Origin of the sequence: Actinomycetospora corticicola, from assembly GCF_013409505.1 — a bacterium.
GTDB lineage: Bacteria > Actinomycetota > Actinomycetes > Mycobacteriales > Pseudonocardiaceae > Actinomycetospora > Actinomycetospora corticicola.
This window is the reverse complement of record NZ_JACCBN010000001.1, coordinates 1,410,391-1,425,960: the sequence shown is the minus strand read 5'-3', so window position 1 is coordinate 1,425,960 and position 15,570 is coordinate 1,410,391. Positions and strand designations below refer to the sequence as shown.

The window sequence follows — 15,570 nt, the reverse complement described above, 5'->3', positions numbered from 1 at the left end:
CGTGGGCACCCCCGGCCGGTGACCGAGCCCCTGTTCCCCGTCGGGGAGGAGTCCCCGACGCCCTCCGTCGCCGTCTCCGAGGCGCCCACCCTGGACGATCTGCGCGACCGCGCCGCGGGCTGCACCGCGTGTGAGCTCTACGAGGGCACCACCGGCACGGTGTTCGGCACCGGGCCCGCGACGGCGCGGCTCATGTTCGTCGGCGAGCAGCCCGGCGACCAGGAGGACCGCCAGCTCTCCCCGTTCGTCGGGCCCGCCGGGAAGCTGCTCGACGACGCCCTCGTCGAGGCCGGCATCGCCCGCGAGGACGCCTACGTGACGAACGCCGTGAAGCACTTCTCGTTCCGCCGGCAGGGCAACCGCCGCATCCACCAGACGCCGAAGGTCGGCCACGTCCGGGCCTGCCGCCCCTGGCTCGACGGCGAGCTCGCCCTGGTCCGCCCGCACGTCGTGGTCACCCTCGGCGCGACCGCCGGGAAGGCGCTGCTCGGCTCGTCGTTCCGCATCACCGGCGAGCGCGGCACCGCCCGCGAGTGGGAGGGCACCACGCTCGTCCCGACGATCCACCCGTCGGCGATCCTGCGCGCCGACCCCGCCCGCGGGCAGGACGGCGACGAGATGCGCGAGGGCTTCGTCGCCGACCTCCGCGTCGCCGCCGCCCTCCTGGGCTAGGACCCGGACGGCGGCCGGGCTACTTCACCCCGGCCGCGTCCATCCCCCGCATCTCCTTCTTGAGGTCGGCGATCTCGTCGCGCAGCCGCCCGGCGAGCTCGAACTGCAGGTCGCGCGCCGCGCTCATCATCTGGTCGGTCAGCTGCTGGATGAGGTCGGCCAGCTCGGCGCGGGCCATGCCGCTGGTGTCGCGGTGCTCCACGACCCCGGAGTGGCCCCGCGTCCCGCCGGCCTCACCCGCGGCGCGGCGCCCGCGCGAGGCGTTGCGGCCGGATCCGCCGATCTCCACCTCGGTGTCCTCGGCCTCGCGGTAGACCCGGTCGAGGATGTCGGCGATGTTCTTGCGTAGCGGCTGCGGGTCGACGCCCCGCTCGGTGTTGTAGGCGATCTGCTTCTCGCGACGCCGGGCCGTCTCGTCGATCGCGTACTGCATCGACTCCGTGATCCGGTCGGCGTACATGTGCACCTGCCCCGACACGTTGCGGGCCGCGCGACCGATCGTCTGGATCAGCGACCGCTCGCTGCGCAGGAAACCCTCCTTGTCCGCGTCGAGGATCGCCACCAGCGACACCTCGGGCAGGTCGAGGCCCTCCCGGAGCAGGTTGATGCCGACCAGCACGTCGTACTCGCCCGCGCGCAGCTGCCGGAGGAGCTCCACCCGGCGCAGGGTGTCGACCTCGGAGTGCAGGTAGCGGACCTTGATGCCGAGCTCGAGCAGGTAGTCGGTGAGGTCCTCGGCCATCTTCTTGGTCAGCGTGGTGACCAGGGTGCGCTCGTCCTTGTCGACCCGCGTCCGGATCTCCCCCACGAGATCGTCGATCTGGCCCTTCGTGGGCTTGACGATCACCTCGGGGTCGACCAGGCCCGTCGGGCGGATGACCTGCTCGACGAACTCGCCGCCGGCCTGGCGCATCTCGAAGTCCCCCGGCGTCGCCGAGAGGTACACCGTCTGCCCGATGCGGTCGGCGAACTCCTCCCACGTCAGCGGCCGGTTGTCGGTGGCGCTGGGCAGGCGGAACCCGTACTCGACGAGGTTGCGCTTACGGGACATGTCGCCCTCGTACATGCCGCCGATCTGCGGCACCGTCACGTGCGACTCGTCGATGACCAGCAGGAAGTCGTTGGGGAAGTAGTCGATGAGCGTGGCGGGCGCCGTGCCCGGCCCCCGGCCGTCGATGTGGCGCGAGTAGTTCTCGATGCCCGAGCAGAACCCGACCTGGCGCATCATCTCGATGTCGTAGCTCGTGCGCATGCGCAGCCGCTGGGCCTCGAGCAGCTTGCCCTGGTTCTCCAGCTCGGCGAGCCGCTCCTCGAGCTCGGACTCGATCGCCTTGATCGCCCGCTCCATGCGCTCCGGCCCGGCGACGTAGTGCGTGGCCGGGAAGATGCGGACGTCCTGCACCTGGTTCACGACGTCGCCGGTGAGCGGGTTGAGGTAGTACAGCGACTCGACCTCGTCGCCGAAGAACTCGATGCGGATCGCGAGTTCCTCGTACGCCGGGATGATCTCCACCGTGTCCCCGCGCACCCGGAAGGTGCCGCGGGCGAAGGCCATGTCGTTGCGCGTGTACTGCACGTCGACCAGCGCCCGGAGCAGGGTGTCGCGGTCGATCTCCTCGCCGACCTCGAGCTTGACCGACCGGTCCAGGTAGGACTGCGGCGTGCCCAGGCCGTAGATGCACGACACCGACGCCACCACCACGGTGTCGCGGCGCAGCAGCAGGTTCGAGGTGGCGGAGTGGCGCAGCCGCTCGACGTCCTCGTTGATCGAGGAGTCCTTCTCGATGTAGGTGTCGGTCTGCGCGATGTACGCCTCGGGCTGGTAGTAGTCGTAGTACGAGACGAAGTACTCGACCGAGTTGTTCGGCAGCAGCTCGCGGAGCTCGTTCGCCAGCTGCGCGGCGAGCGTCTTGTTCGGCGCCATCACCAGCGTGGGCCGCTGCACCCGCTCGATGAGCCAGGCCGTGGTGGCCGACTTGCCGGTACCGGTGGCGCCGAGCAGCACGATGTCGTGCTCGCCGGCCCGCACCCGGCGCTCCAGCTCGTCGATCGCGGCCGGCTGGTCCCCCGCGGGCTGGTACGGGCTGATGACCTCGAACGGCACGCCGGTGCGCTCGATCTCGCCGATCGGCCGGAACTCGGACTCGGCCAGGGCGTCGTCGGGCAGGCCCTCGGGGTTGTCGAGCAACGTGCCCGTCTCGTGCTCGTGCTGGTCACGGGCGGCCCCGGGGACCTCGGTCGCGAACGCCATGACACGAGGCTAACCCGACCCCCCGACAGTCACGATTCCCGCAGCTCAGGACCCGCTCAGGACCCGCAGTCGCACGAGCAGCAGCAGTCGCCGTCGCCACACTCCGAGCAGCAGTCGCAGCAGTCCCACGAGCAGGACGAGCAGTCCACGCAGTCCGTGCACCGACCCTGGCGCGGCTGCCCGGTCCAGGGGTCGGGGAACTCGTCGGCGCAGCAGAGCTGCCCGGTGCAGCACAGTCCCGCGGCGGCCGCACAGCCGGCGAGCAGGCCGCGCTGCGGCCCGACCCGCCGCGGACCCGATGGGTCCGCCTCGTCCGGACCCGGGACCTCGTCGGGCTCCGGATCTGCACCCGGATCTGCACCCGGATCCGCACCCGGCGGCCGCGCCGGATCCCACGGCGCGAGGGGCGGCTCGCTCCCGCGGGCGGGCACCAGGAGTCCCTGCTCGACCCGCGCCACCGCGCGGCCGGACTCGTGCACCAGCAGCTGGTGGGTCAGACGGCGGGCGTCCCCCGGGTCGAGCGCCACCTGCCGCAACGCCGTACCGATGCCCGCCACCGCCTCCCGGCAGCGGGCGAGGGCGTCGCGGCTCGACGTCCCCGTCGCCTCGAGGGGGTTCCACCGTCCGGCGAGACCGTCGGCCGACCGGTCCGCCACGGCGTCGAGCAGGTGCGCGAGGCGACCCAGGAGCCGTCCGGCCTCGTCGAGGGGTCCGACGTTGTCCGGACGTTCGGCGAGCACCGCCGTGTGGGCGAGGGCCGCCCCCACCGCCGCCTCCGTCGGGGCGGTGACGCGCGTCAGCGTCGTGACGGCGCCCTCGGCCTCCCGCTGCCGGGCGGGGACGGCGAGCAGGGCGGCCGGGTCGAACCCGACGCCGGCGGCCGTCGCCGAGCCCGCCCGCGCCCACCGCGTCGCCACGCGACCGCCGACCGCGGCGGCGGGTCGGGAGGCGAACGGCCCGTCCCCGTCGTCGACGTGGTCGGCGACCCGGTCGGCGGCGAGCAGCAGCGCGGTCGACGCGGCGAGCCGGGCCCCGTCCCCGGTCACGACGCCCGCGGACCGCATCCCCCGCAACGGGCAGGGTCCGGCCCGGCGACCGTCCACGACGCCCTGCGCCTCCGCCAGCACGGACACGACGAGCGCGTCGACGTGCGTCGTCGTCCGGGCCAGCTGACCGGCCTCGTCGCGCAGGGTCAGACAGAGCCCGCAGAGATGGGCGCTCCAGAGGCCGTGCAGCTCGGGGCCCAGGTGGTGCCGACACGGACGGAGGAAGCCGAACACCGGCACAGGATCGTGGTGGCGCTGCGTGCCCGCCAGCGTCCGTTCGAGCGACAGCCGACCCGGCGCGGCCCCGCGTCGCCACCCGTCGTCGTTAGGGTCCCGCGGCGTGGCGCTGCATCCCCCGAAGGTCGAGACGTTCGCCGTCGCCGAGTACACGAACACCGACCCGAAGGGCTTCGTCCGGGCCGTCGACCTCTACCGGACCACGACGTTCGGGCTCTACCTCTCCCGCCCGATGCCCGACCACCCGTCGCTCACGCACATGCGGTCCTGGCTGCTGCCCGACCTCGGCATCCGCGTCACCGACTTCGCCTTCCGGCCGGGGTTCGAGCGGCAGCAGGACTTCTACGTCGACGTCGCCGGCATCGACCGCGACGGCGACACCTGGACGACGACCGACTACTACCTCGACCTCGTCGTGCACACCGGCGAGCGCACCGAGCTGCTCGACGTCGACGAGTACGTCGAGGCGGTCGCCGCCGGCGTGCTCGCCCGGGAGCCGGCGGAGCGCGCCCTCACCACCGCGACGGTCACGCACGCCGGGATCGCCCAGCACGGCCACGACCTCGACGCCTGGCTCGCCGGGCACGGCGTCACCCTCGACTGGCCCTGGAGCTGACGTCCCGACGACGGGTCACTCGGCCCGGCGCGCGCGCTCGCGCGCGTCCAGGAGCCCGCCCGCCACGTCGGACGACTCCGGGGCGACCGTCACCCGCACCGGCCGGACCGGGTCGGCGCTGCCGAACCGACCGTCCCCAGCCGTCGGGAAGCCGATCCCGCCGAACGGGCCGGCGAGCTCGTCCGGCGACGCGTCGCTGAGCACCAGCAGGTCGATGACGTCGGGGGCCGACCCTCCGGGCGCGGCCGTCGGCCCGACGTGTTCCACCCGGTCGACGTGCTCGCGCCCGGCCAGGACGAGCCGCGCGGCCAGGCGGCGCGCCTGGTCCGGCCACGTCGGGTCGGCCGCCACGTCCTCCTCCGGCCACGGCGTGACGGTCCCGGCCCGGATCGCCGCCTCGAACGGCACGAGCCGGTCGTGCCACAACGCCCGCACCCCGGCGCGCACCTCGTCCTCGGAGCCGACGTTGTCGATCCACACGTCCGCGGCCGCGCGCCGGGCGTCGGTCGTCGCCTGGGCCCGGATGCGCGACCGGGCGTCCTCGGCGGACATGTCCCGGGTCCGGCCCAGCCGCTCCACCCGGACGTCCTCGGGTGCGTCCACCACCACGACCAGCGCGAACGCCGCCTCCATGCCGTTCTCCACCAGCAGCGGGACGTCGTGCACCAGGACGGCGTCGGACGGCGCGGCCGCCACGAGATCCCCGGTCCGTGCCCCGATGCGCGGGTGCAGGATGCCGTTGAGGCGTGCGCGGGCCTCGTCGTCGGCGAAGACGATCCTCCCCAGCGCGGGCCGGTCCAGAGCCCCGTCGTCGTCCAGGACGTCGGGACCGAAGGCCTCGACCACGGCGGCCAGGCCGTCGGTCCCCGGCTCGACCACCTCACGGGCGATCTTGTCGGAGTCGACGATCACGGCACCCAGCGACGCCAGCTCGGAAGCCACCGTCGACTTGCCCGCCCCGATCCCACCGGTCAGACCCACACGCAGCACGCGGGCAGTCTGCCGGACGGGACCATCACGCGAGAGCCGTGTGCCTCGGCGTCGCGAAGAAGGTCTCGAACAGGCCGCGACGGGACACCGCAGGGACCTCGAGGGCCGCGGCCACGGCGACGAACTCGCCCGCCCAGGTGAGACCGGTGGACCCGAGACGGTGCCGACCCGGCCGACGACGCCACGAGAACATTCCGACCCCCACGATGCCTGTGTCCGATGTGACTGACGGGACGCAAGATACCGGAGTGACATCGCCGGGGCACCCCCGACACGACGACGGGCCCCCACCCCGGGAAGGGGTGAGGGCCCGTCGGTCAGGCTCCGGGGGCGATCAGTTGCCCGAGAGCTTCTCCCGCAGCGCGGCGAGCTGGGCGTCGCTGGCGAGCGAGCCGGCACCGGACTGCGACGGCGGGCCCTGGCCCGGGTCGTCGTCGTCGCGGGGCTCGGCCGAGTCGTCGGCCTCGTCGCTCGGACCGCCCGAGGAGTAGTTGGCCGGGGCCGCCTCGGCGGCCTCCGCCTCCTGCTCCGCGGTGCGCTGCAGCTGCGCGATGTGCTGCTGGTAGCGGGCGTACGCCGCCTGGTACTGGCGCTCCCACTCCTCGCGCTGGGACTCGAAGCCCTCGCGCCACTCCCCCGTGTCGGGGTCGAAGCCCTCGGGGTAGATGTAGTTGCCGGCGTCGTCGTACTCGGCGCCCATGCCGTACAGCGCCGGGTCGAACTCGGTCTCGGTCGTCATGCCCTCGTTCGCCTGCTTCAGCGAGAGCGAGATGCGGCGACGGTCGAGGTCGATGTCGATGACCTTGACCATGACGTCGTTGCCGACCTGGACGACCTGCTCCGGCACCTCGACGTGGCGCTCGGCCAGCTCCGAGATGTGGACCAGACCCTCGATGCCCTCGTCCACGCGGACGAACGCACCGAACGGCACGAGCTTCGTGACCTTGCCGGGCACGATCTGGCCGATCTGGTGGGTCCGGGCGAACTGGCGCCAGGGGTCCTCCTGCGTCGCCTTGAGCGACAGCGAGACGCGCTCGCGGTCCAGGTCGACGTCCAGGACCTCGACCGTGACCTCCTGGCCGACCTCGACGACCTCGGAGGGGTGGTCGATGTGCTTCCAGGAGAGCTCGGAGACGTGGACGAGGCCGTCGACCCCGCCGAGGTCGACGAACGCACCGAAGTTGACGATCGAGGAGACCTGACCCTTGCGGATCTGGCCCTTCGCGAGCTGGTTGAGGAACTCGCTGCGCACGGCGGACTGGGTCTGCTCCAGCCACGCGCGCCGGGACAGGACCACGTTGTTGCGGTTCTTGTCCAGCTCGATGATCTTGGCCTCGATCTCCTTGCCGACGTACGGCTGGAGATCGCGGACGCGGCGCATCTCGACCAGCGACGCGGGGAGGAAGCCGCGGAGGCCGATGTCGAGGATGAGACCACCCTTGACGACCTCGATGACGGTGCCCTTGACCGGCTCGTCGTTGTCCTTGAGCTGCTCGATCGTGCCCCAGGCGCGCTCGTACTGCGCGCGCTTCTTGGACAGGATCAGCCGGCCCTCCTTGTCCTCCTTCTGGAGGACGAGGGCTTCGACCTCGTCGCCGACGGCGACGACCTCGTTGGGGTCGACATCGTGCTTGATGGACAGCTCACGCGAGGGGATGACGCCCTCGGTCTTGTAGCCGATGTCGAGCAGGACCTCGTCGCGGTCGACCTTGACGATGGTGCCCTCGACGATGTCGCCATCGTTGAAGTACTTGATCGTCTCGTCGATGGCAGCGAGGAAGTCCGCTTCCGACCCGATGTCGTTGACAGCGACCTGGGGGGCGCTGTGGCTCGGGGCGGTGTGGGTGTCGATGGACATACGGTGGATGGCTCCGGAATGGGCAGGTCTCGGCGGGTGGACGTGTGTTTCGACCCACGAGGGCGGACGTCGTCCTGACGCGCTGGTCGGCCTGGGGGGCCGGAGAGATCGCTGCCCGCCGGAGCCGACCGGACAGGGCGAGACCACTGACGTGGACCCCCATCGTATCCACTCGGTCGACGGACCGGCAAACGGGTCACACCGGGGGCGTCCGCCCGGCGTGTCCGGCATGTCCGGACGCCGTGCCAGGATGCCGCCCATGAGCGCCGGTGCCGTGGGGGACGCGGAGTCGGTCGCGGCCTCGCGTGCCTGGTGGGACGCCGACGCGGCGGACTACCAGGCCGAGCACGGCGCCTTCCTCGGCGACGCCGACTTCGTGTGGTGCCCGGAACGCCTCCGCGAGGCCGACGCGGCGCTGCTGGGCCCCGTGGGCGAGCTGGCCGGGAAGCGGGTCCTCGAGGTCGGCTGCGGCGCGGCGTCCTGCGCCCGCTGGCTCGCCGACCGCGGCGCGGACGCCGTCGGGCTCGACCTCTCCCTCGGCATGCTGCGCGAGGCCCGCGCCGCGTCCTGGCGCTCCGGGACCGCGGTGCCGCTGGTCCAGGCGGACGCCGGCCGCCTGCCCTTTCCCGACGACGGGTTCGACCTCGCCTGCTCCGCCTTCGGGGCGGTCCCCTTCGTGGCCGACTCCGCCGGGCTGATGGCCGAGGTGGCCCGGGTGCTGCGCCCGGGCGGCCGGTGGGTGTTCGCGGTGAACCACCCGCTGCGCTGGATCTTCCCGGACGATCCCGGCGAGGAGGGGCTCACCGTCGCCCACTCCTACTTCGACCGGACCGGCTACGCCGAGTTCGACGACGACGGGCGCGCCACCTACGTCGAGCACCACCGCACGCTGGGCGACCGGATCGCGGAGATCGTGGGCGCCGGCTTCGTGCTCGAGGGTCTGGTGGAACCGGAGTGGCCGGCCGGTCTCGCCGACGTGTGGGGCCAGTGGTCGCCGCTGCGCGGCGCACTCTTCCCGGGCACGGCGATCTTCCGCTGCCGGTTGCCGGGCTGATGCCCCGCCACGCGGCGCGCGTCGCCCCCGAGGCCCCGGCCCAGGTCCTCGCCGACCTCCTCGAGCTGCAGCGTCGCCGGTTCGCGGCGCTCGACCCGCGGCTGCCCGATGCCGTCGCTCCCCCGCCGGGCGACATCGTCGTGTTGGGGACACCGCCGCAGCGCGTCGCGGGTGTGGTCACCCACCACACCTGGCCCGCCGGCAGCGGGCCGCTGCTCTGGTCGGCGGCGCAGGTCTCCGAGCTGCACCCCGTCGTCGGCGCGGCGGGCCACGCGCCGCTGCACGCCCTCGTGGAGGCGTGGCGGGGACGCCTCCTGCCCGCGGTGCTGCGGGAGCCCGACTCCGCGGCCACCGTGACCTGGCCGAGCCGCGACGTCGTCGCGACCCGGGTCTTCCTCGACCACGGCCTCGTCCCGCTCGCCGTGCTCGCGGTGCGCCCGCCCGCGCCGCTGCCGGCGCCGCCGCCCGACCCCGAGCTCGAGATGCGGCGGGCCACCACCGACGACCTCGAGACCTGCGTGCGCCTCGCGATGGAGGAGCTGGCCTACTCCAGCCAGGTGGGCGGGTCGCTCGTGCGCGCCGACGCGGAGGCGGTCAAGCGCACCACCATCCGCGACCGCCTGACCCGCGGCGAACCCACCTGGATCGCTCTCCGACGCGACCACGCCGTCGGGATGGTGGAGTGCGGCCGGGCCGAGTCGACGCCGGGCACGTGGCTCGCCGGGCTGCTGCCGCACGGCGCGTGGGGCTACGTCAACTGCGCCTCGGTGACTTCGTCGGAGCGTGGCGGCGGGGTCGGCCACCGTCTGGTCGCCACGGCCCTGCCCGAGCTCGAGACCACGCGGTCCGGCCTCCCGGTCCGCGGCACGTACCTCTACTACAACCCGCCGAACCCGCTGTCGTCGGTCTTCTGGCCGCGCGCGGGGTACCGCCCGCTCTGGACGCTGTGGGAGGTCCGGCCCGCCGGGGGCCTGCGGTGACCCGTCTCTTCAGCGCCCGTCGCGCGGCCGCAGGTTCCCGACGTCGGGTGCGTCGGGGAGGTCCTCCGGGCGCCGGTCGCCGTACGCGCTCGTCGCGAGGTCGCGGTACACGTGGGCGAAGGCGTCGAACAGCTCGCGCGTCAGGCCCGCGGCGGCCTGGGTGTCGGCGATGGCCGTCATCTCGTCGACGAACCGCCAGGCCTTGGTGGCCGCCGCGGCCGCCGGGCCCGGACCCGCCGTCGGGAAGTCCACGCGCAGGTCGGCGACGACCTCGTCGAGGACGCCGTGGTGCTCCGCGGTGACCAGGGCCTGGGCGAGCAGCCCGACCCAGCCCTTGCGGACCGAGGCCGTGCACATCTTCGTCGCGCTGGCGGCCCCGGGTGTCGCACCGAGCACCACCCAGGCCACGCCCGGGACGGTGAGCCCGGCGACCTCCTCGGCGCGGGGACCGGCCAGGAACACCCGGGTCGGCGGCGCCGCCCCGGGGGCCGGCGGCGGACCGGAGATCGCCGCGTCGACGAGGTCGGTCGGCAGGTCGGCCGCGATCGCGGTGACGGTCGCCGGGGCGACGGCGTTCGCCTCCACCACGAGCGGCCGGGCCCCGGTGCGCGTGCAGGCCGCCCCGATCTCGGCGGCGGCCTCCTGGGCGCGGCCGGGCGGCACGACGCTCACCACCACGTCCGCGGCGACCACCGCGTCGAGCGACCCGGCGTCCGGGAGCCCGGCCGCCTCCAGGCGACGTGCCGTGGCCGGCGACCGCCCGGCGGCGGTCGTCAGGACCTCGTGCCCGCCGGCGCCCACGCACCGGGCGAGCGCCGTCCCCATCGCGCCCGGTGCGTGGATACCGATCGTCGTCACGCGGAGATCGTGGCGCGCTCCGGCTCGAAGCGCATGCCCTCCTCCAGGCTGCCGCGGCGCAGGGCGACCGCGTCGATGGCGTAGTTCATGGCCAGCGCCCACGGCTTGCGGTCGCCGCCGCGGGGCAGCTCGTGGATCGAGCGCTGCACGTAGCCGGCCTCGAAGTCGAGCAGCGGGCGCTCCTCGACGGCCGGGTCGCGCTCCGGGGTGGCGACGGTCTTCCCGTGGGCGTCCATCCAGCGCAGCAGCCGGCAGAAGTACTCGGCGACGAGGTCGACCTTCAACGTCCAGGAGGCGTTGGTGTAGCCGATCATGAACACGAGGTTCGGCACGCCGGAGAGCATCATGCCCTTGTAGGCCATGGTGTCGGGCAGCTTCACCGGCTCGTCGTCGACGGTGAGCGTGGCGCCGCCGAACATCTGCAGGTTCAGGCCGGTCGCCGTGATGACGATGTCGGCCTCGAGCTCCTGGCCGGACTGCAGCCGGATCCCGCGCTCGGTGAAGGTGTCGATCTTGTCGGTGACGATGTCGGCGTCGCCGCGTTTGATCGCCTTGAACAGGTCGCCGTTCGGGACCATGCACATGCGCTGGTCCCACGGGTTGTACGGCGGGTTGAAGTGCGTGTCGACCTCGTAGCCCTCGGGGAGCTGAGCGGCCGCCTGCTTGCGCAGGACGCCCTTCATGAACCCCGGGAAGCGCTGGGAGATCTGGTAGAGCGTGATGAGCTGCGCGATGTTCTTCGCCCGGACGATCGGGTCGGCGATACGCGCGGGCAGCCACTGCGACAGCTTCTCGGCGATCGGGTCGGTGCGACCGATCGCGAGCACGTAGCTCGGCGTGCGCTGCAGCTGCGTGACGTGCGCGGCCCGGCCCTCCCCCGACGTCATGGCCGGCACCAGCGTCACGGCGGTGGCGCCGGAGCCGATGACCACGACCTTCTTGCCCGCGTAGTCCAGCTCCGGGTCCCACAGCTGCGGGTGGACGACCGTGCCGCCGAAGTTCTCGATCCCGGGGAAGTCGGGCGTGTAGCCCTGGTCGTAGCGGTAGTAGCCCGAGCACCACAGCAGGAACGAGCAGGTCAGGTGCTCCTCGCCCGCGGCGCTCGACACCGTCAGGTCCCAACGCTGCTCGGCGCTCGACCAGGCGGCCGCGGTGACGCGCCGCCCGAACCGGATGTGCCGGTCGACGCCGTACTCCTCGGCCGTGTCGCGCACGTACTGCAGGATCGACGGCCCGTCGGCGAGCGCCACCGAGTCCGGCCACGGGCGGAAGCGGAAGCCCAGCGTGTGCATGTCGGAGTCCGACCGGATGCCCGGGTACCGGAACAGGCTCCACGTGCCCCCGAGGTCGTCGCGCGCCTCGAGGACCGCGTAGGAGCGGCCCGGGTGCTCGGTGGTCAGGTGGCAGGCCGTGCCGATGCCCGACAGGCCCGCGCCGACGATGACGACGTCCAGGTGCTCGGGGGTGGCCCCGTCCGCGGTACTCATACGTACCACCCTAGCGCCTGGTACCGCCGCGTACCAGTCCGAGTCCCGGTCCGTGCGCCGCTCTCGTGGGCCGCTCTAGTGGGCCGCCTGGTCCCACGACCGCCCGAACCCGACCGACACCTCCAGCGGCACGTCGAGGGCGAACGCGGCGCCCATCTCGCGACGCACCAGCTCGGTGACCTGCTCCCGCTCCCCCGGCGCCACCTCGAGCACGAGCTCGTCGTGCACCTGGAGCAGCATCCGGCTGCGGAGCCCCTCCTCGCGCAGGGCCGCGTGCACCCCGAGCATCGCGACCTTGACGATGTCGGCCGCACTGCCCTGGATCGGGGCGTTGAGCGCCATCCGCTCCGCCATCTCGCGGCGCTGGCGGTTGTCGCTCGTCAGGTCGGGCAGGTAGCGCCGGCGCCCGAGGATCGAGCTGGTGTAGCCGTCCTTGCGCGCCTGGTCGACCACCTGGAACAGGTAGTCCCGCACCCCGCCGAACCGCGCGAAGTAGTCCTCCATCAGCTCCTTGGCCTCCTCGGTGGAGGTGCGGAGCTGGGCGGAGAGGCCGTACGCCGAGAGCCCGTAGGCCAGGCCGTAGTTCATCGCCTTGATCTTGGCGCGCTGAGCGGTGCTGACCTCGTTCTCGGCGACCCCGAACACCTTCGCCGCGGTGACCGAGTGGAAGTCCTCGCCGGACTTGAACGACTCGATCAGCTCGGCGTCGACCGAGAGGTGCGCCATGATCCGCATCTCGATCTGCGCGTAGTCCGCCGTCATCAGCTCGGCGTACGCACCGTCGGCGGAGTCGGCCCCGACGACGAACGTGTCGCGGATCCGGCGGCCGGCCTCGGTGCGGACCGGGATGTTCTGCAGGTTCGGCTCGGTGGAGGAGAGCCGCCCGGTGCGGGCGATGGTCTGGTTGAAGGTGGTGTGGATGCGGCCGTCGTCGGAGGTCGAGTCGAGCAGGCCCTTGACGGTCACCCGCAGCCGCGTGGCGTCGCGGTGCTCGAGCAGGTGCTCGAGGAACGGGTGCGGGTTGGACTCGTTCAGCGTCTGCAGCGCGTCGGCGTCGGTGGTGTAGCCGGTCTTCGTGCGCTTGGTCTTCGGCATCTGCAGCTCGTCGAAGAGCACCACCTGCAGCTGCTTCGGCGACCCGAGGTTGATCTCCTTGCCGATCACGTCGTACGCGGACTGCGCGGCCGCCTGGACCCGGCCGCCGAACTGCGCCTCCAGGTCCTGCAGCGCCGAGACGTCGACCGCGACGCCGGCGGCCTCGAGGTCGGCGAGCACGGCGAGCAGGGGCAGCTCGAGGTCGGTGAGCAGGGCCGTCCCGCCGAGCTCCTCCAGGTCGGAGTCGAGCTTGTCGGCGAGGTCGGCCACCGCGCGGGCGCGCAGCATCTCGGTCTGCGCGAGCGTCGCGTCGGCCTCCTCCTCGCCGCCGTCGAGGGTGAGCTGGTCCCCGCCCGCCGCGCCGTTCGCGCCGGTCTCCTCGACCCGCAGCTCCCGGCGCAGGTAGCGCAGCGCGAGGTCGGCCAGGTCGAAGCTGCGCTCGCCGGGCCGGGCGAGGTAGGCGGCGAGCGCGGTGTCGCTGGTGACGCCCTCGAGCCGCCACCCGCGGGCCCGCACCGCGTGCAGCGGCCCCTTGATCTCGTGGCCCGCCTTCGGCACCTCGGGATCGGCGAGCCAGGCGGCCAGCGCCGTCTCGTCCTCCGGGGTGACCGCGCGGGCGTCGACGTAGGTGGTCTCCCCGTCGGCCGCCGCGATCGCGACGCCCTCGAGGTCCCCCGTGCCGTGCGACCACGTGCCCTTGAAGCCCAGACCCGCGCGGCGCCCGTCGCGGGCGTGCGCGTCGAGCCACGCGGCGACGGCACCCGGCTCGAGGGCGGCGCCGCGCACCTCGAAGCCCTCGTCGGCCTCCGGCTCGGCGGACTGCAGCGTGGAGAACAGCCGCTCGCGCAGGACGCGGAACTCCAGCTCGTCGAACAGGCGGTGCACCGCGTCGCGGTCCCACGCCCGCGCCTCGAGCTCCGGCGGGGTGACCTCCAGCTCGACGTCGCGCACCAGCTCGGTGAGCTGCCGGTTGAGCACCACCGACGACAGGTGCTCGCGCAGCGCGTCCCCGGCCTTCCCGCGCACCTCGTCGACCCGCTCGACCAGCGCGTCGAGGCTGCCGTACTCGCGCACCCACTTCTGCGCGGTCTTCTCCCCCACGCCGGGGATGCTCGGCAGGTTGTCGCTGGGGTCGCCGCGCAGGGCCGCGAAGTCGGGGTACTGCTCCGGGGTGAGCGTGTACCGCTCGAGCACGGCCTCGGGTGTGTAGCGGACGAGGTCGGACACGCCCTTGCGCGGGTAGAGGACGGTGACCTGGTCGGACACCAGCTGGAAGGCGTCCCGGTCCCCCGTGCAGATGGCCACCCGCATGCCCTCGGCCACGGCCTGCGTGGTGAGCGTCGCGATGACGTCGTCCGCCTCGTAGCCCTCCCGCATGATCACCGGGATGTGCAGCGTCGCGAGGATCTCGCGGATCAGGTCGACCTGGCCGCGGAACTCGTCGGGCGTCGCGCTGCGGTTGGCCTTGTAGGCGGCGTAGGTCTCGGAGCGGAAGCTCTGGCGCGACACGTCGAAGGCCACGCCGACGTGCGTGGGCGCCTCGTCGCGCAGCAGGTTGATCAGCATCGAGGTGAAGCCGTAGACGGCGTTCGTCTTCTGCCCCGAGGTGGTGGTGAAGTTCTCCACCGGCAGCGCGAAGAACGCCCGGTAGGCCAGCGAGTGCCCGTCGAGCAGCAGCAGCCGCGCGCCCCCGGCCTGGTCCCCCGGCGTCGTCGAGGGCTTCTCTGCGGTCTTCGTCCCAGCCACGGACCCGAGTCTGCCAGGGGGGTCCGACACTCTCGCCCGACGTCCCTAGGGTGCAGTCGTGGCAGACGGAGACGAAGCGCAGCGGAGCTCGACCTCGGGAGCGCGGTCCCCCGAACAGCAGGCAGTCCCCGAGCTCGAGGTCGCCTACCCCGACGAGCAGCTCGGCGCGAAGATGGGCATCGAGATCACGGAGTGGGACCCGGCCCGTGTGGTCGGCACCATGCCGGTGACCGGCAACCGCCAGCCCTTCGGCCTGCTGCACGGCGGGGCCAGCGCGGTGCTCGCCGAGACGATCGGCTCGACGGCGGCCTACCTCAACCGGATCGGCGAGCGCCGTCCGGTGGGGCTCGAGCTCTCCTGCACCCACCACCGCAGCGCGCTCTCCGGGCTCGTCACCGCGGTGTGCACCCCGGCGTCGGTCGGGAGGACGGTCGGGACGTTCGAGATCGTGATCTCCGACGACGAGGGCCGACGCGTCTGCACCGCCAAGCTGACCTGCGTCTACCGCGACGCGACCCCGCGGGCCTGACCGCGCGTCACCGCCGCGCCACGCCCGGGTGATGTTTTGCTTACACGATCGGGTGGAGCTAACCTCCCGGGTCGACGACGACTGAGTGTCGCGATCTTTTCCTGAAGACCCCGGACGACCGCCGCGTGGAAACCACCCGGCGTCGCGCGCC

The 15,570-nt window shown here is 73.0% G+C and carries 13 protein-coding genes; 5 read left to right on the top strand and 8 right to left on the bottom strand.

All coding sequences use genetic code 11. The annotated features are described in order from the left end of the window. The first annotated feature begins 18 nt into the window (after nucleotides 1-18). Nucleotides 19-672, top strand: coding sequence for a UdgX family uracil-DNA binding protein (locus BJ983_RS06830; protein ID WP_179793130.1), 654 nt, complete (start codon nucleotides 19-21; stop codon nucleotides 670-672). 19 nt (nucleotides 673-691) lie between these two features. Here the strand turns inward: BJ983_RS06830 and uvrB are convergent, their stop codons facing one another. Next, on the bottom strand, nucleotides 692-2,923 hold the full coding sequence (uvrB, locus tag BJ983_RS06825) for an excinuclease ABC subunit UvrB (RefSeq protein WP_246325545.1): 2,232 nt from the start codon (nucleotides 2,921-2,923) through the stop codon (nucleotides 692-694). 56 nt (nucleotides 2,924-2,979) lie between these two features. Then, on the bottom strand, nucleotides 2,980-4,203 hold the full coding sequence (locus BJ983_RS06820; protein WP_179793129.1) for a DUF5685 family protein: 1,224 nt from the start codon (nucleotides 4,201-4,203) through the stop codon (nucleotides 2,980-2,982). Nucleotides 4,204-4,309: 106 nt separating this feature from the next. Between BJ983_RS06820 and BJ983_RS06815 the strand changes: the two genes are divergently transcribed. Next, nucleotides 4,310-4,822, top strand: coding sequence for a DUF402 domain-containing protein (locus tag BJ983_RS06815; RefSeq protein ID WP_179793128.1), 513 nt, complete (start codon nucleotides 4,310-4,312; stop codon nucleotides 4,820-4,822). A gap of 15 nt (nucleotides 4,823-4,837) precedes the next feature. Here BJ983_RS06815 and coaE read toward each other — a convergent pair whose 3' ends face one another. The 3 genes from coaE to rpsA all read right to left on the bottom strand — a co-directional run bounded on the left by coaE (nucleotide 4,838) and on the right by rpsA (nucleotide 7,670). Beyond that, complete coding sequence (coaE, locus tag BJ983_RS06810) at nucleotides 4,838-5,812, bottom strand: dephospho-CoA kinase (RefSeq protein WP_179793127.1); 975 nt, start codon at nucleotides 5,810-5,812, stop codon at nucleotides 4,838-4,840. A 25-nt stretch (nucleotides 5,813-5,837) separates the two neighbouring features. Next, nucleotides 5,838-6,017 carry a hypothetical protein gene (locus BJ983_RS30565; RefSeq protein WP_179793126.1) on the bottom strand — a complete coding sequence of 60 codons (180 nt, stop codon included), beginning with the start codon at nucleotides 6,015-6,017 and terminating at the stop codon, nucleotides 5,838-5,840. 129 nt (nucleotides 6,018-6,146) lie between these two features. Next, complete coding sequence (rpsA, locus tag BJ983_RS06800; RefSeq protein WP_179793125.1) at nucleotides 6,147-7,670, bottom strand: 30S ribosomal protein S1; 1,524 nt, start codon at nucleotides 7,668-7,670, stop codon at nucleotides 6,147-6,149. Nucleotides 7,671-7,929: 259 nt separating this feature from the next. On the opposite strand from rpsA, the gene BJ983_RS06795 reads away from it, so the two are divergent. Both BJ983_RS06795 and BJ983_RS06790 read left to right on the top strand, forming a co-directional pair. Continuing rightward, nucleotides 7,930-8,724: a class I SAM-dependent methyltransferase gene (locus BJ983_RS06795; RefSeq protein WP_179793124.1), complete on the top strand. Its 795-nt coding sequence runs from the start codon at nucleotides 7,930-7,932 to the stop codon at nucleotides 8,722-8,724. Further along, nucleotides 8,724-9,704, top strand: a complete 981-nt coding sequence (locus BJ983_RS06790) for a GNAT family N-acetyltransferase (RefSeq protein WP_179793123.1) — start codon at nucleotides 8,724-8,726, stop codon at nucleotides 9,702-9,704. The genes BJ983_RS06795 and BJ983_RS06790 overlap by 1 nt, the downstream gene beginning before the upstream one ends. A gap of 9 nt (nucleotides 9,705-9,713) precedes the next feature. Here the strand turns inward: BJ983_RS06790 and BJ983_RS32130 are convergent, their stop codons facing one another. From BJ983_RS32130 to polA, 3 genes are all read right to left on the bottom strand, one after another. Next, complete coding sequence (locus BJ983_RS32130; protein WP_179793122.1) at nucleotides 9,714-10,562, bottom strand: DUF1932 domain-containing protein; 849 nt, start codon at nucleotides 10,560-10,562, stop codon at nucleotides 9,714-9,716. Next, complete coding sequence (locus BJ983_RS06780; RefSeq protein ID WP_179793121.1) at nucleotides 10,559-12,049, bottom strand: flavin-containing monooxygenase; 1,491 nt, start codon at nucleotides 12,047-12,049, stop codon at nucleotides 10,559-10,561. The genes BJ983_RS32130 and BJ983_RS06780 overlap by 4 nt, the downstream gene beginning before the upstream one ends. Before the next feature lie 75 nt (nucleotides 12,050-12,124). Then, on the bottom strand, nucleotides 12,125-14,824 hold the full coding sequence (gene polA, locus BJ983_RS06775; RefSeq protein WP_218890810.1) for a DNA polymerase I: 2,700 nt from the start codon (nucleotides 14,822-14,824) through the stop codon (nucleotides 12,125-12,127). Nucleotides 14,825-14,948: 124 nt separating this feature from the next. On the opposite strand from polA, the gene BJ983_RS06770 reads away from it, so the two are divergent. After that, on the top strand, nucleotides 14,949-15,419 hold the full coding sequence (locus tag BJ983_RS06770; RefSeq protein ID WP_179793119.1) for a hotdog fold thioesterase: 471 nt from the start codon (nucleotides 14,949-14,951) through the stop codon (nucleotides 15,417-15,419). Nucleotides 15,420-15,570 lie beyond the last annotated feature (151 nt).